The following is a 20,604-nucleotide window of genomic DNA, read 5'->3' on the forward strand; positions in this document are numbered from 1 at the left end:
GGTCTACCCGGCCAGATGGGCCTTGAAGAAGCCGGTCAGTCCCGCCACCGCGGGCGTGACGTAGACCTCCTTGTCGTACAGGTCGGTGTGCATCGCGCCGTCGATCCACAGCAGCTCCTTCGGGCCGGGGGCCTTGCGGAAGGCCTCCACGCTCATCCACGAGGTCACCGCCCCGCGCCCGACGATCATGAGCAGCGGGCGCGGCGCCAGCAGGTCGAGCGCGCCGAAGGCGTCGAACACGGCGACGCGGTCGACGCCGGACCAGGTCAGCGACCTGGCCGAGCGCGGGTGCCGGGCGCGCGGGGTGCAGTAGTACTCCCAGCCCTCGTAGACGTGCGGGCCGCCACGGCGCGCCTCCTCTTCGGTCTCCGGGAAGATCGCGAAGGACCGGACCGCCTCACCGCGGGCCTCGGCCGTACGCGCCGCCGCGGCCGCCTCCAGCATGCCGTGGATCACGGCGGGGTCCTGGGCGCCGAAGCGGAACTGGCGCGCCAGGTCGACCGCGCTGACGGTGCCGACGGCCCTGATCCGGTGGTCGGTCGCGGCGGCGGCGAGGGCGTACCCGCCGGAGGCGCAGATGCCCAGCGCGCCGATGCGGTCGGGGTCGGCCGTCGGGAGGGTGGTGAGGTAGGAGACCGCGGCCTTGAGGTCCTCGACCCGGTGGGCCGGGTCCTCCAGACCGCGCGGCTCGCCCTCGCTCTCCCCCTGGTAGGCGGCGTCGAACGCCAGGGTGACGAACCCCTGCTCGGCCAGGCGCCGCGCGTACAGTCCTGCGGTCTGCTCCTTCACCCCGCTGCCCGGGTGGCCGACGACGATCGCCGGGTGCCGCGCGGCGGATCCGCCGTCGGGGGTGTGGAGGTGGCCGGCGGTCTTGAGGCCGGCGCTGAGGAAGCTGACATCGGTTCTCATGGGTGCTCATTTCGCGGTGAAGGGCGGGCCCGGGACGAGCCCGGTGGCCGCCGCACCTCGGCGGCCACGACTCCACGGTCGCCTCGCCGGGCCCGCGGGTGCCAGGGACGGCTCTGCGTATGCAGACCGGTACCAGGCACGCGGCGGTGGTCGCGGCGGACAATGGAGCCATGGGACACCACGGCACCCCTTCCGGCGGCAACGAGCTCGGCGAGTTCCTGCGCTTCCTCCTGCAGTGGTCCGCGACGCACACCGTCCAGGGCGGCCGGCGGTGACCTATCCGGTCGGGCGGGAGCGGGCGCGTACGTGGGCGCGCTCGCCCTGGGGGCCGAACAGGACGAGCAGCTCGACCGGCTCGGCGCCGGCCGGTCCCAGCCAGTGCGGGACGCGGGTGTCGAACTCGGCCGCCTCGCCGGTCGCGAGGACGAGCTCCTGTTCGCCGAGGACGAGCCGGAGCCGGCCGCCCAGGACGTACAGCCACTCGTAGCCCTCGTGGCGCTGCGGGTCGGGCGTCGCGGGGCCGGTCGCACCGGGCATGATCACTTTGTACGCCTGGGTGCCGCCGGCCGTGCGGGTCAGCCGAATGTAGGTCATGCCGTCGCGCTGGATCGGCCGCAGGTTGACGCGCGGATCGCCGGTGTACGGCGCTCCGATGAGCTCCTCGAGCGGCATGCCGTACGCCCTGGCCAGCGGCAGCAGCAGCTCGAGGTTCGGCCGCCGCCTGCCGCTCTCCAGGCGCGACAGCGTGCTCTCCGAGATACCGGTGGCCGCGGCCAGATCCGTCAGGGTGCGGCCGCGGCCGCGGCGCAGCCGCCGAAGCCTGGGTCCCATGGCGGCCAGTACGGCGTCCAGGTCGTCGTCCACGCGTCCACCTTGCCAAGGCGGCAAGGTTCAGCGCAACTTACGTCCCGATCGCGGCGATACCCACGTGGTCACTGTGCACACGACGTCTTGCCGTTCCGGCAACTTTGTACACCCATGCCGATCGCCGCAACGCCTCCCGACGATCTTTCCCGTCTTGACAAATAGATTTGTCGGTAAGAGGATGAGGGCATTCCCGCCAGACAGGAGACCGCCATGCGGAAGATCATCGCCGGATTGTTCATCTCGCTCGACGGCGTCGTCGAGGCCCCGGAGACCTGGCATTTCCCGTACTACAACGACGAGATGGGGGAGGCGGTCGCCGCCCAGATGCGGGCCGCCGGGGCCACGCTGTTCGGCCGGCGCACGTACGAGATCTTCGCCGCGCACTGGCCGCATCAGGACCCGCAGGACCCGATGGCCGCCACCCTGAACGCCAGCCCCAAGTACGTCGTCTCCACCACCCTCACCGACCCGAAGTGGGAGAACACCACGGTCATCGGCGGCGACGTGCGCGCCGAGCTGACCCGGCTCAAGCAGGAGCCCGGCGAGAACTTCGGCATGACCGGCAGCGCCACCCTGGTCTCCTGGCTGCTGCGCGAGGGTCTGCTCGACGAGCTCCGCCTGCTCGTGCACCCCATCGTCATCGGCGCCGGCAAGCGCCTGTTCGAGGACGGGATCGGGCAGATCCCGCTCACGCTCACCGCGTCCGAGACGTTCAGCACCGGCGTGCTGAACCTGACCTACACGAAGGCCTGACATGTCCGTCAAGACCGTTGCCGACAAGCTCCTCGTCAAGCCGGGGCGGACGGTGTGGATCTCCGACGCCGCCCACCGCCCGCTCGTCGAGCCGCTGCCGGAGGGCGCCCGCCACACCGGCGACCTGAAGGAGGCCGCCGTCGCGGTGTTCTTCGCCGCCGACGCCGCCGCGGCCCGGCGGCTGCTGGACGAGCACCGCGACCGCCTCACCGACCCCGCGGTCGTCTGGGTCGCCTACCCGAAGGGCAACGCCTCCGACATCAACCGCGACACGCTCTGGCCGATCGTGGGGGAGTACGGGCTGCGTCCCAACGGCCAGGTCGCGGTGGACGAGGTCTGGTCGGCGCTGCGTTTTCGCCCGCTCAAGGAGGGCGAGCCGCCGTTCACGGGCGGCCGGTGAGGTCACTCGGCGATGAGGTCGTCCGGGGTGGAACGGGCGAGCCCGGCGAGGGTGGCCAGCGCCCGGGAGAGCGTCTCCGGGGGCGGTGAGGCGAGGCCGAGCCGGACGGCGTTCGGCGCGCTGTTGCGCCCCACGGCGAAGGCGGCCCCCGGGGTGACCGCGATGCCCTGCCGGGCGGCGGTGGCCACGAACGTGTCGGCCCGCCACGGCGGCGGGAGCTCCCACCAGCAGTAGTAGGAGCGTGGGTCGCCGCGCACGGCGAAACCGCCGAGGTGACGCGCGGCGAGCTCCTGGCGCATGGCGGCGTCCCGCTGTTTGGCGCGGGCCACCGACCGTGCGGTGTCGTCGGTCAGCCATCGGGTGGCCGCCTCCATCGCGAACCGCATCGGCGTCCAGCCGCCCGAGCGCAACGCCGCCGCGACGGGCGCGACGGCGGCACCCGGCAGGACGGCGAAGCCGAGCGACAGGCCCGGCGCGAGCCGCTTGGACAGGCTGTCGACGAGGATCGTGTGCTCGGGGGCGAAGGCCGCCAGGGGCGGCAGGTCGTCACGGAGGAAGGACCAGATCCCGTCCTCGATCGCGGGCAGGTCCAGGCGGGTGAGGACGTCCGCGAGCTCGGCCCTGCGTCGCTCGGGCATGCTGATCGACAACGGGTTGTGCATGGTCGGCTGGACGTAGACGGCCGTGAGCGGGGCCTTGCGCGCGGCGTCCTCGACGGCCGCGGGATCCAGGCCCGCCTCGTCGCCCCGCAGCGGGACGAGCGTGACCCCGGCTCGCGCCGCGATCGCCTTGAGCACCGGGTAGGTGAGCTCCTCCACCCCGAGGCGGGCGCCCGGCGGGACCAGCGCGGCCAGGGCCGCCGCGATCGCCTGGCGGCCGTTGCCCGCGAACAGCAGCCGCTCCGGATCGGGCCGCCACCGTGCGCGGGCTAGCAGGTCGGCGACGACGTTGCGCGCCAGCGGGGTGCCGGCCGCGCCGACCGGCCGCATGGACGACTCCAGCACGTCGGCGCGCAACAGCGGGCTGATACCGTCGGCGAGCAGCTCCGACTGCCCGGGCACGACGGGGTAGTTGAGCTCGAGGTCGATCCTGCTGTCGGCGGGCTCGGCCAGCGCCGGCCCCGGCAGGGGGTCGGCGGCCCGGACGAAGGTGCCCCGGCCCACCTCTCCGACGGTCAACCCCCGGCGGGTCAGCTCCCGGTAGACGCGGGCGGCGGTGGAGGCGGCGATGCCGTGCCGCCTCGCGAACATCCGCTGCGGAGGCAGCCGGTCACCGGGCCGCAGCCGCCCGGCCGCGATCTCGGCGGCGACGGAATCGGCGACCCTCCGGAAGTCCTCCACGCGTGCCATCCAATCACCACATTGCTCCGAGTTCAATTGCGAATATTGTACCGAGATCGTGCTGTCGATAGCTTCTTTCGCATGGTCGAACAGACAGCGGTGCTCGGTGTGGCGTCCGTGGGGCTCGGGATGGTGCTGTCGCCGGGGCCCAACATGATGTATCTCGTGTCCCGGAGCACCGGCCAGGGGCGGCGGGCCGGCCTCGTCTCCCTGGCCGGGGTCGCGGCGGGTTTCCTCGTCTACCTCGTCGCGGCGAACCTCGGCCTCGCGGTGTTGTTCGCCGCGTTCCCCGGGCTCCTGACCGTCATCCGGGTCGCGGGGGCGTTGTACCTGCTGTGGCTGGCCTGGAAGACGCTCAAGCCCGGCGGGGTGTCCGTCTTCACGGCCCGCGAGGTGCCGCCCGATCCGCCGCGGCGGCTCTTCGTGATGGGCCTGATGACCAACCTGCTCAACCCGAAGATCGCACTCCTCTACGTTTCGGTCATCCCGCAGTTCGTCGATCTCGACCGGGGAAACGTGCTGCTCCAGGGCGTCATCCTCGGCTGCGTGCAGATCGCGGTCGCCCTGCTGGTCAACCTGTCGATCGTGCTGGCCGCCGGCGGCATCGCCGGTTTCCTGTCCGCCCGTCCCTCCTGGCTGCGCGCCCAACGCCTGGCCATGGGCTCCGTCCTCGCCGTCCTCGCCGTCGCGCTCCTGTTCGCGCATAGGTGAGGATGGGATCGTGACGAAACCCGTGTACGCGGCCGCCGCCGTGCAGGTCGCGGCGCCGCCGGAGCAGGTGTTCGCGCTGGTCACCGACTGGCCGCGGCATCGGGAGTGGATGTTCATGACCAGCGCGCGCCTGGTCGGCGAGCGCACCCTGGAGGCGTACACGGGGGTGGGGCCGATCGGGTTCCTCGACACGATGACGATCACCTGCTGGGAGCCTCCTGAGCTGATGCTCGTCACGCACACCGGCCGGTTCGTACGCGGCCGGGGCGCCATCCGGGTGCGCCCGCACGACGGCGGCAGCCGGGTGGTGTGGGCCGAGGAGCTCGAACCGCCCTTCGGCGTGCTCGGCCGGTTCCTGTGGCCGGTGGCCCGCCCGGTCGCGCTCGCCCTGCTTCGCCGCTCCCTGCGCAAGCTCGCGACCCTGGCGACCCGGGACCTGCCGGCCTGACTTTCTTCGGCGATCGGTGTCCGGTCGGGCCCCTGATGTACTCGCGGGTTCCGGCCCCGCTACCGCTGAGCGGCATTGGACCCGCCCACCGCTCCCACCCGCCGACGCGGTTCGCGTAGACGTCCTTGACCCAGTCGCCGTGCAGAAGCCGCAACGGCGGTTCTGCGGCGTCCACGACGGCGAGGACCGCCGTGGCGCCTGTCGTCGACGGGTCGAAGGACGCGCGGATGGCTTCGCGGACGGGGCTGTACTCCTCCATGGCCGGAGCCAGCCCGGTGACCACAGTGCTGGCCGGTACGAGGCTCAGGCGAGCCGCGCGGCGAGTTCGTCCAGGATCGCCGCGGTGGCGGTGGCGCCGAAGCGGGTGGCGCCCGCCTCGTTGAGCTTCAGCAGCACGTCCAGGGTGCGGACGCCGCCGGCGGCCTTGACCTTGACCCGGTCGGAGACATGCGCGCGCATGAGCCGGATGTCGGCCGGGGTCGCGCCGCCGGACGCGAACCCGGTGGAGGTCTTGACGTACGTGGCGCCGGCCTGCTCGCTGAGCCGGCAGGCCCGGATCTTCTCGTCATCGGTGAGGTAGGCGTTCTCGAAGATGACCTTCACCACGATGCCGGGGGCCGACTCCACGACGGCACGGATGTCGGCGAGCACGGCCTCGTCTTCGCCGGCACGCAGGCGTCCGATGTTGAGCACCATGTCGAGCTCCCCGGCTCCGTCGTTGACGGCGGCGTGCGCCTCGGCCGCCTTGATGCGTGAGGAGGAAGAGCCGTGCGGGAAGCCGACCACCGTGCCGATCGCCACGCCGCTTCCGGTGAGTCGTTCGGCGGCCGACTGCACGTCACACGGTTTGACGCAGACGGAAGCGACGTCGTAGCGGGCGGCGAGGTCGCATCCCGCTCGTACGTCGTCGTCCGTCAGCTCGGGGCGCAGCAGTGAGTGATCGATCATCTTGGCGACGTCGGCGACGGTGCGGATCACGGGTGTGGCTCCCTTGGTGGTCATCGGGGTGGGACGGGGTGACGTTCAGGGGCGGAGGGTGTCGCTTGCCGGGGACTCGACGGTGAAGGCCACGTCGAGCCCGTATCGGACGGCGACGTAGAGGGTGTCGGTGAGCTCCAGCGGCTCGTCGTGCTGATCGTGGATCAGGCGATGCTCGACCAGCAGCGGTGCGCCGGGATCCACAGCGAGCAGATCAGCCTCATCCTCGCCCGCGACTCGCGCGCCGATGCGGGCGTGGCCGCGGGCCGGGGTGCGGCCGAGCGCGATCAGCGCGGCGTGCAGGGAGTCGTGCTCGAGGTCGGCCTCCAGCAGGCCCCGCAGGCCACCGGGAAACACCGCACGTTCGAGTGCGATCGGTACGTCGTCCGCCAGCCGGACGCGTTCGACGGCGATGACCCGGGCTCGTTTGCCCAGCCGCAACCGCTCGGCCTCCTGCGCGGTGGCGGCGCGCGTGCCGGCCGTGAGCAACCGGGAGGACGGCCGCTGCCCGCGCCTGCGGATCTCCTCGCTGAACCGCACCAGGCTCTCGGCGCGGCGGCTGCCCGGCGGCGGGGCCACGAAGGTGCCCCTGCCCGGGCGCCGGACCACCAGACCGTCCGCCACCAGGCGCTGCACGGCCGCACGAGCGGTCATCCTGCTGACCGCGAACTCTTCGCCCAACTCCGTTTCCGAGGGCAGCGCGTCGCCCGGCCGCGCGGCGGCCACGCGCTCGCGCAGCGCCTGCTCGATGACGAAGTAGCGGGGGGCGAAATCCTCGGGCCGCTTGGCTGTCGCGTTCACATGGACAGCGTAGCACTAGCTGTATATACAGCTATACTGTCACTCCTTGAGGATGAGAGAAAGGGCGAGACCATGGAGCCGGACGTCCAGCACGCCATCCGCCAGATCTCCACAAAGGTGGCCTACGAGTCGCCGTACATGCGGCTGCGGGAAGACCGGATCGCCCGCTTGGACGGGCGTGAAGGTGTTTACAGCTACGTGGACAAGCCCGATTTCGCCCTGGTCATCGCGGTCGAGAACGACGGTTTCCATCTGGTGGAGCAGTATCGGTATCCGGTGCGTGCACGATCGTGGGAGTTCGTCCAAGGAGCGCTGCCCGGTCTGGCCACGGGCGATCCCGAAACGGTGGCCCGGCAGGAGTTGCAGGAGGAAACCGGCATCACGGCCGGCGCGATGCGGCATCTGGGACGGCTCAACTGTGCCACCGGTATGTCGTCACAAGGCTTCGATGTGTTCGTGGCCTCGCGGCTGACCCATGGGGAGGCGATGCCGGAGGCCGAGGAGCAGGATCTGCGGCGTCAATGGTTTTCTCGGGCGGAGTTCGAACGCATGATCCGCGACGGGGTGGTCACCGATGCCTCCACGCTGGCCGCGTACACCCTTTTCCTCCTGCATGCGCCCCTCGTCGGCCTCCCGCTCGGGTCCGCGCGACCGGCCCCGAAGTAGCTGTGTGTGACAACAGTCGCATCTACAGCCGGTACCACGGCCCGGCATTGAGGTGAACCGGTACGGCGGAATTGGGTCCCCCACCCAGGACACTCGCGGTTGGCCGGCTTTGTGGAAACCTTCAATGTGCTGTCGCTGGGCGGCTGTCCAGAGTTCGTGACCATGGTTGTGGCATGGGCAGCAGTACGTGGCATGGTCGGGCTGGTGCTCGGGGCGGTGATGGCCGTGGTCGAGCCGGCGTGGGTCGTCGTCGCGATGCCGCTGCTGGCTGTGCCGTCCACCCGGCCTTGGTCGTTCCGTGGCGCCGGGCGGCTGGCCGAGGCCGATCGGGTCCGCGTCAATCGCTGGCTGGGTGGCACCGTCGCTCCGTGTCTGGCCGGGGGGCGTGCGCTGGCGTACGTGGCGATGCGCGGCATCGTCGGCGGGCCCAGTGGCGGGGTGCTGGTGCTCGTCGGGATCTGGGTGACGTTGAGCTGGCGGGCGCTCTCCGGCGGTACCGGGCAACGTGCCGAGATGAGCTGGTACGACCCGATCACCTGGACGGCGTTCGGACTCCTCGTCATCTTCCTGGCGGCGCAGGCCCTGATCGGCCTGGCGGCGCTGGAACGACGGCTGTCGGAAAGCGGACTCGGCCCAGCGACACGGAGGTGCTGCACAGCCGCGTCGAGCACCTGTCGCGGACGCGGGCGGAGGTGCCGGCTGCATGTTGCGCGTACGTGTCAGCGACGACGACGTCGGCGGCGCACGGGCCACGGGCGCGGCCTGTCCGGCCTGGCCCGCCGGGTGGCGGCCTACGACGGCCGGTTCGACCTCGACTGCCCGGCAGGCGGGCCGACGACGCTGCGGGCGGAGCTGCCGTGCGCATAGTGCTGGCCGAAGACAACACTCTGCGTAAGGGCCTGACCCGGCTGCTGAGCGAGGACGGCCACCAGGTTGTGGCGGCCGTCGGCGACGGGGAAGGGCTGGTGGCCGCCTGTGATGAGCATCGGCCGGAGGTCGTCATCGCCGACGTGCGCATGCCGCCCACGTTCACCAGCGAGGGTCTGCGGGCCGCGCTCACCGTCCGGCGCCGGCACCCGGGGATCGGCGTGCTGGTGTTGTCGCAGTACGTCGACACCCGCTACGCCGCCCAGCTCATCGACGGCGGCGTGCGCGGGGCCGGCTACCTGCTCAAGGACCGAGTAGTCGAGGTCGGCGACTTCCTGGAGGCGCTGCGGCGGGTGGCGGGCGGCGGTACGGCGTTCGATCCGGAGGTCGTCCGGCGGCTGCTCAACCGCGCCCGCGACACCGTGTCACTGGCCCGGCTCAGCGTGCGCGAGCACGAGGTGCTGGCTCTGATGACGCAGGGGCACACCAACGAGTCGATCGCCGCACGCCTCCACGTGTCGCGCAGCGCGGTGGAGAAACACGCCAACGCCATCTTCGACAAGCTCGGCTGCGAAGGATTGTCCTGCTGTCTCACATCTGGCCGACCGTCCTCGCCGCGGTCGGCCTTACCGCAGCAACCGGGATCATGGTCACCACCGCCCGCTTCCGCGCTCTCCTGCGACAGCAGCGTCGCCAGTCGGCTTCAACACCGCTGCATCCACAGGCGCACACCTCTACGACCGGGACGTGAGCACCGGGACTGGCGCCGTGGCTTCACGACTTCCGGGGCTGTTTCACAGGCGACCGCCTGTGAAACAGCCGCCATCGCCCAGCGTGTGCTGGGCTTTCTTCTTTTCATAGGTCGGTGCAAAGGCAAGACGCGTGAAACGTCGCCGAGCGCCACTACACCGACATCGTGTCGTGGAACCGCTATGACCGCGGCGGGCACTACGCCGCCCCCCGACCTGCTGGTAGCCGACATTCGCGGGCTGTTCGCCGCCTTCCGGCGCCGTACCTGATCAGAGCGCGGGAGCGGGCTGCCGGGCGGCGTGGCGGCGGACGGCCGCGGCGAACGCGGAGATCACCGGGTGCGGCCGGCGGTCCTCGCCGGCCAACTCCGGCTGGAACAGCGTGGCCAGGAAGAACGGGTGGCCGGGCAGCTCGGCGGCCCGTACCGCGCCGTCGTCGGCGTGGCCGGAGAACACCATCCCGTGCGCGGCCAGGGTGGCCTTGTAGTCCTCGTTGAGCCCGTACGAGCAGAAGTACGCCTCCACGGTGGTGGCGGCGCCCATGATCTGGGCGATGCGCGTGCCCGGCTCCAGCAGGACGCGGCCCTCGTGACCGGCCAGCGAGCACGCCAGCGGGGCGAGGAGGAGGTCACGGGCCAGCGGCTCGTTCTCGGCGTGGGCGACGTCCAGCCCGCACACGTTCCTGGCGTACTCCAGCAGCATGTGCTGGAAGCCGCCGCACGTGCCGAGGAACGGGATGCCGTGCTCGCGCGCCACCCGCGCCGCCCGTACCGCGCCGGCCTCGTCGCGGTACGGGCTGCCGGGCACGATCCAGATGCCGTCGAAGCCGCCCAGGCCGCTCACGTCGGTGGTGGAGATCCAGTACGGGTCGAGCGCGATGCCGTCGCGCTCGCGCAGCGCCTCCATGATCAGCGGGATGCGGGTGTGGGAGCGGACGCTGGGGGAGCGGTCACCGACCAGGGCGATTCTCATGGCCTCCATCTTGGCGGCGTACCGTGGATAAGCGCCAACGATGATTCTTGCATCCGATATAAGTGTCTCTGATGGATCCGCATCTGCTCACCACGTTCGTGACCGTGGCCCGCCAGGGGTCGTTCTCGGCGGCCGCCGCCGAGCTCGGCTACACCCAGTCGGCCGTCTCCCAGCAGATCGCCGCGCTGGAGTCCGACCTGGGGCTGCCGCTGCTGCACCGCCGCCCGGTCGAGCCGACCCCCGCCGGGGCGCGGCTGCTGGAGCACGCCGAGCCGCTGCTGCTGCGCCTGAGCGCGGCCCGCGCCGACGTGCTGCGTGCCGCGGCCCGGCCACGCCATCGGCTGCGGCTGGCCGCCACCCCGCTGTCGGTCAACCCCGTCCTGGCCGAACGCCTGGCGCGGGCGCGCGCCGGCGAGGCGCGCCTGGAGATCGTCCTGCGCACGTGCGCGGCCGAGCAGGTGGTCGCCGCCGTCGCCGAGGGACGGGCCGAGCTGGGCCTGGCCGGCGGCATCGCGGCGCCGAGCGACCCGCTGCGCCTGCCGGACGCGGGCCCGATGACCACCACCGGCGTGAGTCAGGAGGACGTCGTCGTGGTGCTGCCGCCGGGCCATCCGCTGGCCGGGCGGGCGGCGCTGCGGCTGGCGGACCTGGTCGACGCGCGCTGGCTGGACACGCCGCTGTGCCCGCCGTCGCGGCTGCGCGACCTGGTGGGCGAGGGGTTCGCGGCGGGCCTGCGGTACGAGGGCGACGACGTGCACACGGTCGTCACCCTGGTGGCCGCCGGACACGGCCTGACCTTGCTGCCGGCCTCGGCGGTGCCGGCGGGGGTGTGCGGGGTGGCGCTGGCCGAGCCGCGGCTGGTGCACCGGGTGGAGCTGCTGCACGGCGTCCTGCCCGCCGGCGCCGCCGCCGGCCTGGCCGCGGCCCTGTCCGGCTGAGCGCCTTGCCCATGAGCGTCCTCCGCTCGGGTTGCGGCTGGCTGTTATGACGTGCGTGTTCTCAGAAATGACCAGTTCCGGGCTCCGGCCTGTCCAACGTCACCCGACCGATCGCATGACCACCGGCGTCACCGTCCTCGCGACGCGGAAGGGCTGCCGGCCGCTGACGTTCCCGAACGGCCGCGCGTACCGCGTCGCCTTCGGCACCGCCGCCGTCCTGCTGCCGGACGCCCTCGCCGTGCTGGGCCCGGCCCGCCGCGACCACGGGCAGCACGCTCGTGGTCGCGGCGGACCGGGTGTTCACTCGTGCTCGCGCAGGTAACGGATCATCCCGATGACGTCCTCGGGGACGAGCCGGCCGATGGCGCCGCTGGAGTAGACGCTGACGACCACGCGGCCGTCGGGCGACAGCACGAACCCGGTCGACTGGACGTACCGGGGTTCGTCGTTGACGAAGGCGCCGGTGGCGAGGGCCAGGGCGGCCGGGTCGGCCCCGTACCCGACGGGGAACTCCAGGCGGTGTCTCCCGACGAGTTCCCGCGTGGTGGCCTCGTCGTCGGACGACAGGGCGACGACCCTGGCGTCCACGGCCGTGAGGGCGTCGAGCGACCGCTGGAAGGCGCGGAGCTGCGCGTTGCAGTACGGGCACCACGACCCCCGGTAGAAAAGGACCACGCCGTAGTGGCCGGCCAACGCACCGGGCAGCTCAAGGGTCTGGCCGCCGGGCAGGTCCACGGTCAGTGCGGGGAATGGGTCGCCGGGGTTGAGCAAGGTCATCACGTATTCCTGTCATGTCGATGCGGAAGAAGGCGAGAGGCCCGTCCGGTGGCATGGCCGGGGAAGGGGTGCGCAGACCTCTCGCAAGTGAGCGAGCCGCCCACCGGCCGGGGTCTGACGGTGGCCCCGGCGCGGCGGCGTCGCTCCGCGCCGGGGACTCGTGCGGTCCTGCCGCTGGGTGACGTGCTCATACCTGGTTCGCGTCGCCGCCGCGCGACTTCTTACCTGCCATTCCTCAGGCGGGCACTTTCCAGTGACTCGCCCAAGGTCCACAGCGCGACGCCGATCAGCACGAGGTCCTTGAGGAGGAACTGGCCGGGCTGGCCCGACAGGACCGGAAGCCCCTTGACCACGGCGTAGATCACCCCTGGGGTGGTGAACAGGAAACTCAGCGTGCCCAGGAACAACACCACCGCGATGGCGCTGCCCACAGCGGAAACACGAGGCCAGAGCGGGTGAAGGGCGATGAGCGCGGCCGTGACGATCTCCACGGTCCCCAGCGCGTTCGCGACCATGGCGTAGCTGAACAGATCGTAAAGCCAGCTCAGCAGAGGGCTGTGCTCGATCAGCGTCCGGCTGTCCATCTTGACGTACTTGCCCGCGCCGATCCACGCCAGGACGACGACAAGCCCGTACCGGCTCACCAACCGTCCGGCCGCCGAGATCCGGCCGCCGGATCTTTCCAGGGAGACCGCCAATTCAGGGACAGTAGGCATGAGAGCTCCTTCCTCGGTAGGCGGATGGGAGGGGATCACCTCCCGGAAGGGCCACGACCAGGCCGGGAAACGCATCACCAGGTGCCGGATCGGTGGTCATATCGTGTTGGCGTCGCGGCTGCGCGGAGTCTTACCTTCGAATTCGCCGCTGTGCGCAGGTCGATAGCATGAACGCATGGCGACGCCGCACCGTTCGTCGAGCGCGGCCCCGGCCGCCCGGGCCTCGCTCGACGCCGAGTCGGGTGAGTGGCTGCGAGCGCTGCGCGGTTCCCGGGCGGAGCGGCAGGCGGCCATCGAGCGACTGCACGCGTTGCTTCTGCGGATCGCCCGGAACGAGGTGAACAGGCGGGGTGCGCGGCTGAGCGTCACCGGCCCCGAGCTGGACGACCTCGCGCACCAGGCCGCGGACGACGCGCTGCTCGCCATCACCGCCAAGATCGACGACTTCCGCGGGGAGAGCAGGTTCACGACCTGGGCCTACAAGTTCGTCATCCTGGAGGTGTCGGCGAAGATCGGGCGGCATTTCTGGCGTGACCCCGGGGTCCGCCTCGAAGCCGAAGATTGGGAGCGGCTGCCCGACCGGCTCGGGTTCGACCCGGCCAAGGAGTCGGAATGGCGCGACCTGCTCGCCGCGCTGCGCCGGGCCGTGGAGGAAGAGCTGACCGAACGGCAACGCCGGATCTTCGTCGCGCTGGTCCTCACCGGAGTTCCGCTGGACGCCCTGGCCATCGAGATGGAGAGCAACCGGAACGCGATCTACAAGACGCTGTTCGACGCCAGACGCAAGCTCCGGGCGGTCCTCACCGCGAACGGTTATCTGAACGACGACATCTCGAGACGGCCATGAACGGATGGGGTGAACTGGACCGCTTCCTCCACACCGACCCCCGTGACGTGGGATGTGAGGAGGCGATGGCCATGCTCCACGTCTACGTCGAACTGGTGGCACAGGACGCCGGCGCCGAGCAGCGCTACCCGGGCATCGCCGCGCACCTGCGCGCGTGCGGCCCCTGCTCGGACGACTACGAGGGCCTCCTGGCCGCGATCTGCGACCCGTCAGACGGTGGTGATGAAGGCCCCCGCATCGGCCCGCTAAGCTGAAAGAACCTGGTCGAAGCAGCACTGCTCGGCGCAGCGAGGCTTGGCAGCGGCGGGGCGGCCCGCCGGCCCGGATCGTGCTCGTGGCACTGAGCGAGATCGAACAGCCTCGTCTGGAGGGCTGTGATGCGTGCCATCGTCATCGAGAAATTCGGCGGACCGGACTGCCTGGTCTACACCGAACTGCCCGATCCCGAGCCACTCGCCGGTCACGTCGTCATCGACATCAAGGCGTTCGGCGTCAACCACGCCGAGATGCACATGCGCCGAGGTGAGTGGGCCGAGGCGGCGAAGGTGATCGGCATCGAATGCGTCGGGCTGGTCAAAGCCTGCCCCGGCGGTGAGTTCCCGCTCGGCGCCAAGGTGGCGGCGCTGATGGGCGGCCTGGGACGGACGATCAACGGCAGCTACGCCGAGTACACCCGGGCGCCGGTGTCCAACGTGGCCCTGATCGAGTCGGACCTGCCCTGGGCCGAGCTCGCGGCCATCCCGGAGACGTACGCGACGGCCTGGACCTGCCTGTTCCGCAACCTCGAGATCACCGCCGGGCAGACGCTGGTCATCCGCGGCGCCACCTCGTCGTTCGGTCAGGCCGCGATCAACATGGCGGTCAACGCGGGCGCCCGCGTCATCGGCACCACCCGCGACCCGTCACGGTTCCCCATGCTGGAGGAGCTCGGCGCGGTGCGCGCCGAGCGGGAGGCGCCTGACCTGTGCGCGCGGATCGCCGAGGCCAAGCGGGTGGACGCGGTGCTGGACCTGGTGGGCAACAGCACGATCCTCGACTCCCTGGCGATGCTGCGGCGTGGGGGTCGCGCATGTCTGGCCGGCTGGCTGGGCGGCCTGGACCCGATCGCCGACTTCGACCCGCTGCTGCAGATGGCCAGCGGCGTCTATCTGACGTTCTTCGGCAGTTTCGTCTTCGGGACCCCCGGTTTCCCGCTGTCCGACGTCCCCTTGCAGGAGATCGCCGAGCAGGTGGCGGCGGGCCGGCTGAAGGCCGAGCCGTCGCGTGTCTTCGGCTTCGAGGAGGTACGCGAGGCGCACCGCCTGATGGAGGCGAACGAGGCCAAGGGCAAGATGGTGGTCGTCAACGCCTGAACGGCGGCGCGCGTGACGTGCCAGGCAGGAAAGCGGCCGAGCGAGATCACGGGGGTTGTCATGGTGGCCGTTCATCATCGCTACGCGCAGGTGCTGGGCCGGCGGCTGTTCCACCGGGAGGCGGGTCCCGCGGACGCGCCCGCCGTGGTGCTGCTGCACGGATATCCCACCAGTTCGTTCATGTTCCGCGACCTCGTCCCCGCGCTGGCCGGCGACTACCACGTCATCGCCCCCGACCATCTGGGCTTCGGGCTCTCCGACGCGCCGTCCGCGGACGAGTTCACCTACACCTTCGACGCGCTGACCGACCTGACCGCCGCCCTGCTCGACCACCTGGGCGTCGCCCATTACGCCATCTACGTTCAGGACTACGGCGCCCCGATCGGATGGCGCCTCGCCCTGAACGACCCCGCGGCGATCAGCGCGATCATCACCCAGAACGGCAACGCCTACGAGACCGGCTTCGTCGACGCCTTCTGGCGGACCGTCTGGGACTACCAGCGCGAGCAGACCCCGCAGACCGAGGCGGCGATCCGCGAGGCGCTCACCCTCGACGCGATCAAGTGGCAGTACCTCACCGGCGTGCCCGACCCGACGCTCGTCAGCCCGGAAACCTGGCACCACGATCACGCCCTGGTCTCCCGTCCGGGCAACGACCGCATCCAACTGGCGCTGTTCCGCGACTACGCCACCAATCCGCCGCTCTACCCTCGGCTGCACGAATACCTGCGCACGTACCGGCCACCGCTGCTGGCCGTCTGGGGAAAGGGCGATGAGATCTTCGCGCCCGCCGGCGCCCGTGCCTTCGCCGGCGACGTGCCCGACGCGCGGGTCCATCTCCTCGACGGCGGCCACTTCCTCCTGGAGAGCGCGCTCGACGAGGTCGTCCCGCTCATCCTGGACTTCCTGGGGGACAGCTTGCCGAACGATGTGTGACGGTCATGCGGCTGGCGACGGGTGGCTGGCGGGCGGCTACCTCGCCCGGCTCGGCCGCGGTCAGAGGCCGACTACCTCGGCGAGGAGGTCCACCTGCGCGGGATCGGGATCATTGCCCATGAAGATCAGCTCGTCGCAGCCGATCCGCTCGAAGTCGGCGATCGCGGTGATCCGTTCTGGTTCGGTGTAGGCGATGGAGATGCCGTACTGCGCGTACTCGTCGCCGGCGAAGGCGTAGTAGGAGCCGATGGCAACGGAGATCGCGGCCTGCGCATCGGGTCCGAGCGCGTACATCACCGACGCCACCAGGCGAGGCGAGCCGGCTCTGCCGGCCGCCGCCCACGCCTGCCGGATCCGGGGGGAAGTCCTGCACGTCCTGCACGGTCGCGTCGCCGGCGATCCATCCCGTCCGCCGGGAGGCGATGCGGCGCAGGGCCGCCTTCGAGGTGCCGCCGAACAGCAGCGCGGGCCCGCCGGGTGTGGCGGGCCGCGGGCCCAGGGGGTCTCCGGGTGCCGTGGCCGCCGCGAGCCGATCCAGGAGCTGGTCGAACTGCTTGCCCCTGGTGCCGTAGTCGGCCTCGCTGAGCACGAAGTCGTCCTCCCGGGCTCCCGGGGCGAGTCCCAGCTGCAGGCGGCCGGGGCGTGTCCATCGCAGGTGCGATTCCCTTCAGTGGAGATCGTGAGCAAAGGGGCGTGACCGGGCATCGCTCAGACGGGCACGCGGTCTCGGTAGAGCCGTGCTCCAGCAGCCTCTGCAGGTCCACGACGGGCTGAATCCCGGAGACCGGCGGGCGGGCCGACGATCAGGCATCCAGGCGCCGGGGCCCGGGACCGATCTCGCGGACGACGGTGTAGTCAATGATCGAAGAGAAACCGGAATCCGTGCTCACGGACCACTCCTCATGGTCTGATGCGGGGTAGGAGCCCCGGCCGCCATCGTGCAATCTCAACTGCGGTTGAGGTCAAACATCCCTTCCGACCTGAGGTGCGACCGACCCAACGGGGCGAGCGAGCTCCCGCCTTCTGTCGTACCTGACGGTGTTCAGGGCAGGGCGGCGGCGGCCCGCTCGCGCAGCGACGTCTCGTGCTCCGCGTCCGTGCGGAGCGTCACCGTGAGCCCGGCGTCGGCCAGGACGGCCAGCAGGACGGCGAGCTGCCCCGGAGACTCCTCACTGAGCAGGTCCTCGGCGTGGTCCACGGCCAGGGCGGCGATCTCGATGTCGCGCAGGCTGTCGGTGAGCGCGTCCCAGTTACGGCCGAAGTGGCCGGGAAGGCGCAGCGCCCGTGCCGCCTCCTCGAAGAAGGCGGCACGGGCGCGGCAGGCCCGCCCGTCCAACACCGGCCCCGCGGGCGCCGGGCCGGTGGACACCGCCAGCCAGGACGGCAGCGGACGTGCGGCTGAGCTCATGACAGGTCCTAGAGCCGGTAGAAGTCGGTGTAGTGGTTGGGCGAGAACCACACCGCGCCGGTGCTGCGGTTGACGACGATCCGGTACGCGTCGCGGGCGGCGCCCCTCGCGCGCGAGTACACGTCGTACTCATGGTAGGTGGCGCCGGCGGGCAGCTGGCCTTCGCGGTTGTAGAAGCGTCCGCCGGTGTAGTTGTAGCGGCCGTCCGGCCAGGAGTACCAGCCGGCGGTGGTGGGATAGCCCTTGGACTGCCAGATCGACCTGGCCGTGCGCGCGTCCGCGCACCGCGACATGGTGCACGAGCCGTAGACGGCGGCGTTGGCGGGGACGACGCCGGCCAGGCCGACGAGTGAGACGAGGGCGGCGAGTACGACGGCGAGCCTCAGCGGCCAGCCGGGTCCGGGGCGTTGGGGGGTGGGCACGGATCCTCCTCGTGACGTGACGGACACGGAGAGGATCATCGCCCGGCCGGCGAACGTCAACGACAAAGCACCCGAAAGGAATGGTGAACTCTGCGCGGACGATCAGCGTGCGCGCAGCGCGTACACCTCCTGGGTCGGGTCGCGCTGGGTGCGGGTGGCCGAGCGGTCGGTGGTGAAGACGACCACGCCGCGGTCGGCGGCCGGCCAGGTGTTGTTGCCGGGCGTGGTGAGCTGCTCGGCGGTGCTCCAGCCGGTGCGCTCCAGCCGCGCGGTGAACACCTTCCACCGCCAGTCGGCCGAGCGGGAGTCGTACCACACGGCCCGGATCGTGCGGTCGGGGTCGAGGCTGAGGCGCGGGCGCTGGCTCATCGCGTCCGGGGCGAGCCCGACCGGCTCCGCCCGCGTCCAGGTGCGGCCGCCGTCGGACGAGCGGGCGGCGCGCAGCGACAGGTTCGTGCCGGAGCTGCGCAGGGACCTGGTCTCCCAGATGGCCACGAACCCGCCGTCGCCGTCGGCGGCGAGGCTCGGGTGCCGGTCGGCGGCGTCGGTGGCGGTGCTCACGCATACGGGCTCGCTCCAGTCCCGGCTGGAGCGGACGCAGGCCAGGATCTGCCAGTTGTCCGGGTCGGTGCCGCCTGGCTGCTCGCCCGGCTTCGGGGTGTGGCCCGTCCACAGCGGGTCGGGGTCGAAGCGGTTGTCCTGCCAGGCGACGACGACGCTTCCGTCCGCGCCGGCCGCGACCGAGGGGAACAACGAGGCGGGGAAGCGCGGCGAGCGGGCGTCCTGCGGCGTGCCGAGGTCGACGTTCTTGCCGGGCGCCGACAGGTTGACCGGCGCGCGGTCCTCGCCGACGACCTGCGCGTACACGTCGAAGGGGCCGCGGGCGTTGTCGGCCCACACCACGACGGGGCGGCGGCCGTCGATCAGGGCGAGGTCGGGGTGGACGGCCCGGCCCTGCCCGTCCGACAGCCGTACGGCGGGTTCGAACGAGCGGCCGCCGTCGCGGCTGTGGCGCAGCAGGATCACCGGCCGGTGCGGCTGCTCCTGCCCGAGCTCGTCCTGCCAGACGACCCACACGTCGTCGCCGGAGACGGCGATCCGAGGGAAGCGGGCGGTGGGGGAGTCGCCGGACAGCGTCACGGTGCGGCCGTGCCCGCGGTAGACGACCGAGGTGCGGGCGTCGTCGTGGACCTCGGCGACCACGTGCGTCGTGTCGCCGTCCACGGCCACGTCGGGAAAGCCGGTGAACCGGCCGGCGCCGCCGACGGCCAGGCTCGCGCGGTCGCCGCCGCGCTGCGCCGGCGGCAGCGCGATCTCCGGCGCCGGCACGGCGGGCGCCTGCGCCGAGACGAACACCGCGGAGGTCGCCGCGCGCAGCTGGTCGGGCAGGTCCGGGTCGGCGTCCGCGCCGGAGGCCGCGCCGGGCGCGCGGACCTCGGCCCGGTACCAGGTGTGCTCGCCCTCGAGGGCGACGGGCAGGAGGTAGGTCTCGTCGTCGGAGCCCGCCGTGTACGTCGCCACCGGCCCGGCCGAACGGCCCGGCGCGGCGTACACGAGCACGCGGGCGCCGGCGGCGCGCTGCACGCGCACCCGCAGGGACGCCTTCTTCGCGAGCCGCCCGTGCTTCAGGACGACCTCGTCGCCGCCGAGCGCCTCGTACTTCCCGTCGCCGTCGAGGTCGGCCTCGATGGTGACGAAGGGGCCGTTGCGGCGGTAGGACACCGTCGTGCGGCCGCCGCGCAGGCCGTCCAGGACGCCGCGCACCGAGCGTTCGGCGGCGAACACCCACGTCGTGGGCTGGCCGGGACCGGCGGTGCCCCACAGCTCGCGGAAGTGGCAGTCGCTGGCGGCGACCGCGCCGAAGCGGAAGCCGGCGTTCCACCGGTTCTCGGCGTAGTCGATCTGGGCGTCGGGGTCGGAGGCGACGTTCCACACCTCGACGGTGTTCATCCCCTGGACGCTGGCGTTGGCGGTGGGCCCGCCGTCGGGGGTGTACTCGCCGTCGTCGGGGTGGGCGGTGGACCAGACGGCGTCTTGGGCGTGGGCGTCCCAGACCGACTGCTGCACGTGCCGGAACGCCGGGGAGCCGGGCGGGTTGGCGCCGTCCACGACGGTGTCGACCGCGCCGAGGACGATCGCGTGCGGTGACCCGTTCGCCTCCTCGCCGGGCACCAGGAGCAGCTTGGACGAGCGCCACTGCGGGTCCCAGTGCTGGTCGTAGGTGCGGTGGTCGGTCAGCGGCAGGAAGTCCAGCCCGGTGCGCTCGGCCTCGGCGATCTGGTCGGCGACGGGCAGGTTGCCGGGCAGGGTCTGCTTGGACTGCTGGCGGGGCAGGCTGCCGTCCGCGGAGTGGTCGTCGTGCACGTGCGTGTCGCCGGCCAGCCACTCGCCTCTCGGAGCCTTCTCGCCGGCCTGTGCGGGGCTCGCCGTCATCGCGCCGGCCGCGACCGCCGCGCCCCCTGCGACGGTCACGAAGTGCCTGCGGCTCAATTCCATCGGTACGCCTCCCGCGCCTTGATCCGGAACGGCGCCGACACTAGGGAGCCCCTCGACTAAAAAGGTAAATACTTCGCAAATCACCCCCGCCTTGCGGGGGAACCTTTGACGCTGTCAGGGCGCGATGAGGTCGTCGCGCCTCAGCGGCTCACGGCGATCTCGCGCTCCAGATGCGACGCCGCGCGGCCGGCGCGCGGCGACGTGCGCGCGCGCCCGGTCAACTCCTGGACTGGCGGCAGGGCGACGTCGCC

Annotated in this window: 24 protein-coding genes and 1 pseudogene; 13 read left to right on the forward strand and 12 right to left on the reverse strand. The window is 71.7% G+C overall.

From position 1 onward, the window contains the following. Nucleotides 1–3: 3 nt before the first annotated feature. Nucleotides 4–909, reverse strand: coding sequence for an alpha/beta hydrolase (locus C1J01_RS16095; protein ID WP_111179779.1), 906 nt, complete (start codon nucleotides 907–909; stop codon nucleotides 4–6). 276 nt (nucleotides 910–1,185) lie between these two features. After that, nucleotides 1,186–1,773: a helix-turn-helix domain-containing protein gene (locus C1J01_RS16100; protein ID WP_220039937.1), complete on the reverse strand. Its 588-nt coding sequence runs from the start codon at nucleotides 1,771–1,773 to the stop codon at nucleotides 1,186–1,188. A gap of 213 nt (nucleotides 1,774–1,986) precedes the next feature. On the opposite strand from C1J01_RS16100, the gene C1J01_RS16105 reads away from it, so the two are divergent. Both C1J01_RS16105 and C1J01_RS16110 read left to right on the forward strand, forming a co-directional pair. After that, the gene (locus tag C1J01_RS16105; protein ID WP_111179780.1) at nucleotides 1,987–2,529 is read left to right on the forward strand and encodes a dihydrofolate reductase family protein; all 543 of its coding nucleotides are present in this window, start codon (nucleotides 1,987–1,989) and stop codon (nucleotides 2,527–2,529) included. 1 nt (nucleotide 2,530) lies between these two features. Beyond that, nucleotides 2,531–2,929 carry a hypothetical protein gene (locus tag C1J01_RS16110; protein ID WP_111179781.1) on the forward strand — a complete coding sequence of 133 codons (399 nt, stop codon included), beginning with the start codon at nucleotides 2,531–2,533 and terminating at the stop codon, nucleotides 2,927–2,929. 2 nt (nucleotides 2,930–2,931) lie between these two features. On the opposite strand, the gene C1J01_RS16115 is transcribed toward C1J01_RS16110, so the two are convergent. Beyond that, entirely contained in the window at nucleotides 2,932–4,278 is a 1,347-nt protein-coding gene (locus tag C1J01_RS16115; protein WP_235854465.1) for an aminotransferase-like domain-containing protein, read from the reverse strand. Between the two features lie 72 nt (nucleotides 4,279–4,350). Between C1J01_RS16115 and C1J01_RS16120 the strand changes: the two genes are divergently transcribed. Both C1J01_RS16120 and C1J01_RS16125 read left to right on the forward strand, forming a co-directional pair. Beyond that, on the forward strand, nucleotides 4,351–4,980 hold the full coding sequence (locus tag C1J01_RS16120) for a LysE family translocator (RefSeq protein ID WP_111179782.1): 630 nt from the start codon (nucleotides 4,351–4,353) through the stop codon (nucleotides 4,978–4,980). 10 nt (nucleotides 4,981–4,990) lie between these two features. Next, the gene (locus C1J01_RS16125; protein ID WP_111179783.1) at nucleotides 4,991–5,428 is read left to right on the forward strand and encodes an SRPBCC family protein; all 438 of its coding nucleotides are present in this window, start codon (nucleotides 4,991–4,993) and stop codon (nucleotides 5,426–5,428) included. A 303-nt stretch (nucleotides 5,429–5,731) separates the two neighbouring features. On the opposite strand, the gene deoC is transcribed toward C1J01_RS16125, so the two are convergent. Next, nucleotides 5,732–6,406 (reverse strand): deoxyribose-phosphate aldolase, encoded by a 675-nt coding sequence (gene deoC / locus C1J01_RS16130; protein WP_235854466.1) that lies wholly within the window; start codon nucleotides 6,404–6,406, stop codon nucleotides 5,732–5,734. Nucleotides 6,407–6,451: 45 nt separating this feature from the next. Beyond that, the gene (locus C1J01_RS16135) at nucleotides 6,452–7,207 is read right to left on the reverse strand and encodes a GntR family transcriptional regulator (RefSeq protein WP_111179784.1); all 756 of its coding nucleotides are present in this window, start codon (nucleotides 7,205–7,207) and stop codon (nucleotides 6,452–6,454) included. A gap of 72 nt (nucleotides 7,208–7,279) precedes the next feature. On the opposite strand from C1J01_RS16135, the gene C1J01_RS16140 reads away from it, so the two are divergent. The 3 genes and pseudogenes from C1J01_RS16140 to C1J01_RS16150 all read left to right on the forward strand — a co-directional run. Then, nucleotides 7,280–7,873, forward strand: a complete 594-nt coding sequence (locus C1J01_RS16140; RefSeq protein ID WP_111179785.1) for an NUDIX domain-containing protein — start codon at nucleotides 7,280–7,282, stop codon at nucleotides 7,871–7,873. 99 nt (nucleotides 7,874–7,972) lie between these two features. Continuing rightward, on the forward strand, nucleotides 7,973–8,740 hold the full coding sequence (locus C1J01_RS49130; protein ID WP_220039938.1) for a hypothetical protein: 768 nt from the start codon (nucleotides 7,973–7,975) through the stop codon (nucleotides 8,738–8,740). Continuing rightward, nucleotides 8,731–9,306: pseudogene (locus tag C1J01_RS16150) on the forward strand (response regulator transcription factor); the annotation flags it as partial. The gene C1J01_RS49130 and the pseudogene C1J01_RS16150, both read left to right, overlap by 10 nt. A gap of 453 nt (nucleotides 9,307–9,759) precedes the next feature. Here the strand turns inward: C1J01_RS16150 and C1J01_RS16155 are convergent. Further along, entirely contained in the window at nucleotides 9,760–10,461 is a 702-nt protein-coding gene (locus tag C1J01_RS16155) for a CTP synthase C-terminal region-related (seleno)protein (protein WP_235854467.1), read from the reverse strand. Between the two features lie 71 nt (nucleotides 10,462–10,532). On the opposite strand from C1J01_RS16155, the gene C1J01_RS16160 reads away from it, so the two are divergent. Continuing rightward, entirely contained in the window at nucleotides 10,533–11,399 is an 867-nt protein-coding gene (locus C1J01_RS16160) for a LysR family transcriptional regulator (protein WP_111179787.1), read from the forward strand. Between the two features lie 115 nt (nucleotides 11,400–11,514). Next, nucleotides 11,515–11,721 carry a hypothetical protein gene (locus tag C1J01_RS16165; RefSeq protein WP_111179788.1) on the forward strand — a complete coding sequence of 69 codons (207 nt, stop codon included), beginning with the start codon at nucleotides 11,515–11,517 and terminating at the stop codon, nucleotides 11,719–11,721. On the opposite strand, the gene C1J01_RS16170 is transcribed toward C1J01_RS16165, so the two are convergent. Further along, entirely contained in the window at nucleotides 11,700–12,176 is a 477-nt protein-coding gene (locus C1J01_RS16170; RefSeq protein WP_111179789.1) for a peroxiredoxin family protein, read from the reverse strand. The genes C1J01_RS16165 and C1J01_RS16170 overlap by 22 nt on opposite strands. Before the next feature lie 221 nt (nucleotides 12,177–12,397). Continuing rightward, on the reverse strand, nucleotides 12,398–12,874 hold the full coding sequence (locus C1J01_RS16175) for a DUF417 family protein (RefSeq protein WP_220039939.1): 477 nt from the start codon (nucleotides 12,872–12,874) through the stop codon (nucleotides 12,398–12,400). Between the two features lie 193 nt (nucleotides 12,875–13,067). Here C1J01_RS16175 and C1J01_RS16180 point away from each other — a divergent pair, with 193 nt between their 5' ends. From C1J01_RS16180 to C1J01_RS16195, 4 genes are all read left to right on the forward strand, one after another. Then, nucleotides 13,068–13,739: an RNA polymerase sigma factor gene (locus C1J01_RS16180; protein WP_111179791.1), complete on the forward strand. Its 672-nt coding sequence runs from the start codon at nucleotides 13,068–13,070 to the stop codon at nucleotides 13,737–13,739. After that, entirely contained in the window at nucleotides 13,736–13,993 is a 258-nt protein-coding gene (locus tag C1J01_RS16185; protein WP_111179792.1) for a hypothetical protein, read from the forward strand. The genes C1J01_RS16180 and C1J01_RS16185 overlap by 4 nt, the downstream gene beginning before the upstream one ends. Before the next feature lie 123 nt (nucleotides 13,994–14,116). Beyond that, entirely contained in the window at nucleotides 14,117–15,091 is a 975-nt protein-coding gene (locus tag C1J01_RS16190) for a zinc-binding alcohol dehydrogenase family protein (protein ID WP_111179793.1), read from the forward strand. Between the two features lie 60 nt (nucleotides 15,092–15,151). After that, entirely contained in the window at nucleotides 15,152–16,027 is an 876-nt protein-coding gene (locus tag C1J01_RS16195) for an alpha/beta fold hydrolase (protein ID WP_111179794.1), read from the forward strand. A 60-nt stretch (nucleotides 16,028–16,087) separates the two neighbouring features. Here the strand turns inward: C1J01_RS16195 and C1J01_RS16200 are convergent, their stop codons facing one another. The 4 genes from C1J01_RS16200 to C1J01_RS16215 form a co-directional block, all read right to left on the reverse strand. Next, nucleotides 16,088–16,333, reverse strand: a complete 246-nt coding sequence (locus C1J01_RS16200; RefSeq protein WP_146615609.1) for a hypothetical protein — start codon at nucleotides 16,331–16,333, stop codon at nucleotides 16,088–16,090. 736 nt (nucleotides 16,334–17,069) lie between these two features. Further along, the gene (locus tag C1J01_RS16205) at nucleotides 17,070–17,435 is read right to left on the reverse strand and encodes a barstar family protein (RefSeq protein ID WP_111179796.1); all 366 of its coding nucleotides are present in this window, start codon (nucleotides 17,433–17,435) and stop codon (nucleotides 17,070–17,072) included. Between the two features lie 8 nt (nucleotides 17,436–17,443). Further along, nucleotides 17,444–17,857, reverse strand: coding sequence for a ribonuclease domain-containing protein (locus C1J01_RS16210; protein ID WP_220039940.1), 414 nt, complete (start codon nucleotides 17,855–17,857; stop codon nucleotides 17,444–17,446). 102 nt (nucleotides 17,858–17,959) lie between these two features. Next, nucleotides 17,960–20,353 (reverse strand): CehA/McbA family metallohydrolase, encoded by a 2,394-nt coding sequence (locus C1J01_RS16215; protein ID WP_146615610.1) that lies wholly within the window; start codon nucleotides 20,351–20,353, stop codon nucleotides 17,960–17,962. Between the last annotated feature and the right edge of the window lie 251 nt (nucleotides 20,354–20,604).

Origin of the sequence: Nonomuraea aridisoli (genome assembly GCF_003236395.1) — a bacterium.
Lineage (GTDB): Bacteria > Actinomycetota > Actinomycetes > Streptosporangiales > Streptosporangiaceae > Nonomuraea > Nonomuraea aridisoli.

Bases quoted from the DNA above. Each gene is read 5' to 3' on its own strand.
- C1J01_RS16190 (WP_111179793.1), top strand. From the start codon at position 14,117: ATGCGTGCCATCGTCATCGAGAAATTCGGCGGACCGGACTGCCTGGTC.
- C1J01_RS16205 (WP_111179796.1), bottom strand. From the start codon at position 17,435: ATGAGCTCAGCCGCACGTCCGCTGCCGTCCTGGCTGGCGGTGTCCACC.
- C1J01_RS16115 (WP_235854465.1), bottom strand. From the start codon at position 4,278: ATGGCACGCGTGGAGGACTTCCGGAGGGTCGCCGATTCCGTCGCCGCC.
- C1J01_RS16155 (WP_235854467.1), bottom strand. From the start codon at position 10,461: ATGAGAATCGCCCTGGTCGGTGACCGCTCCCCCAGCGTCCGCTCCCAC.
- C1J01_RS16140 (WP_111179785.1), top strand. From the start codon at position 7,280: ATGGAGCCGGACGTCCAGCACGCCATCCGCCAGATCTCCACAAAGGTG.
- C1J01_RS16120 (WP_111179782.1), top strand. From the start codon at position 4,351: ATGGTCGAACAGACAGCGGTGCTCGGTGTGGCGTCCGTGGGGCTCGGG.
- C1J01_RS16160 (WP_111179787.1), top strand. From the start codon at position 10,533: ATGGATCCGCATCTGCTCACCACGTTCGTGACCGTGGCCCGCCAGGGG.
- C1J01_RS16095 (WP_111179779.1), bottom strand. From the start codon at position 909: ATGAGAACCGATGTCAGCTTCCTCAGCGCCGGCCTCAAGACCGCCGGC.
- C1J01_RS16110 (WP_111179781.1), top strand. From the start codon at position 2,531: ATGTCCGTCAAGACCGTTGCCGACAAGCTCCTCGTCAAGCCGGGGCGG.
- C1J01_RS16105 (WP_111179780.1), top strand. From the start codon at position 1,987: ATGCGGAAGATCATCGCCGGATTGTTCATCTCGCTCGACGGCGTCGTC.
- C1J01_RS16165 (WP_111179788.1), top strand. From the start codon at position 11,515: ATGACCACCGGCGTCACCGTCCTCGCGACGCGGAAGGGCTGCCGGCCG.
- C1J01_RS16170 (WP_111179789.1), bottom strand. From the start codon at position 12,176: ATGACCTTGCTCAACCCCGGCGACCCATTCCCCGCACTGACCGTGGAC.
- C1J01_RS16195 (WP_111179794.1), top strand. From the start codon at position 15,152: ATGGTGGCCGTTCATCATCGCTACGCGCAGGTGCTGGGCCGGCGGCTG.
- C1J01_RS16185 (WP_111179792.1), top strand. From the start codon at position 13,736: ATGAACGGATGGGGTGAACTGGACCGCTTCCTCCACACCGACCCCCGT.
- C1J01_RS16180 (WP_111179791.1), top strand. From the start codon at position 13,068: ATGGCGACGCCGCACCGTTCGTCGAGCGCGGCCCCGGCCGCCCGGGCC.
- C1J01_RS16215 (WP_146615610.1), bottom strand. From the start codon at position 20,353: ATGGAATTGAGCCGCAGGCACTTCGTGACCGTCGCAGGGGGCGCGGCG.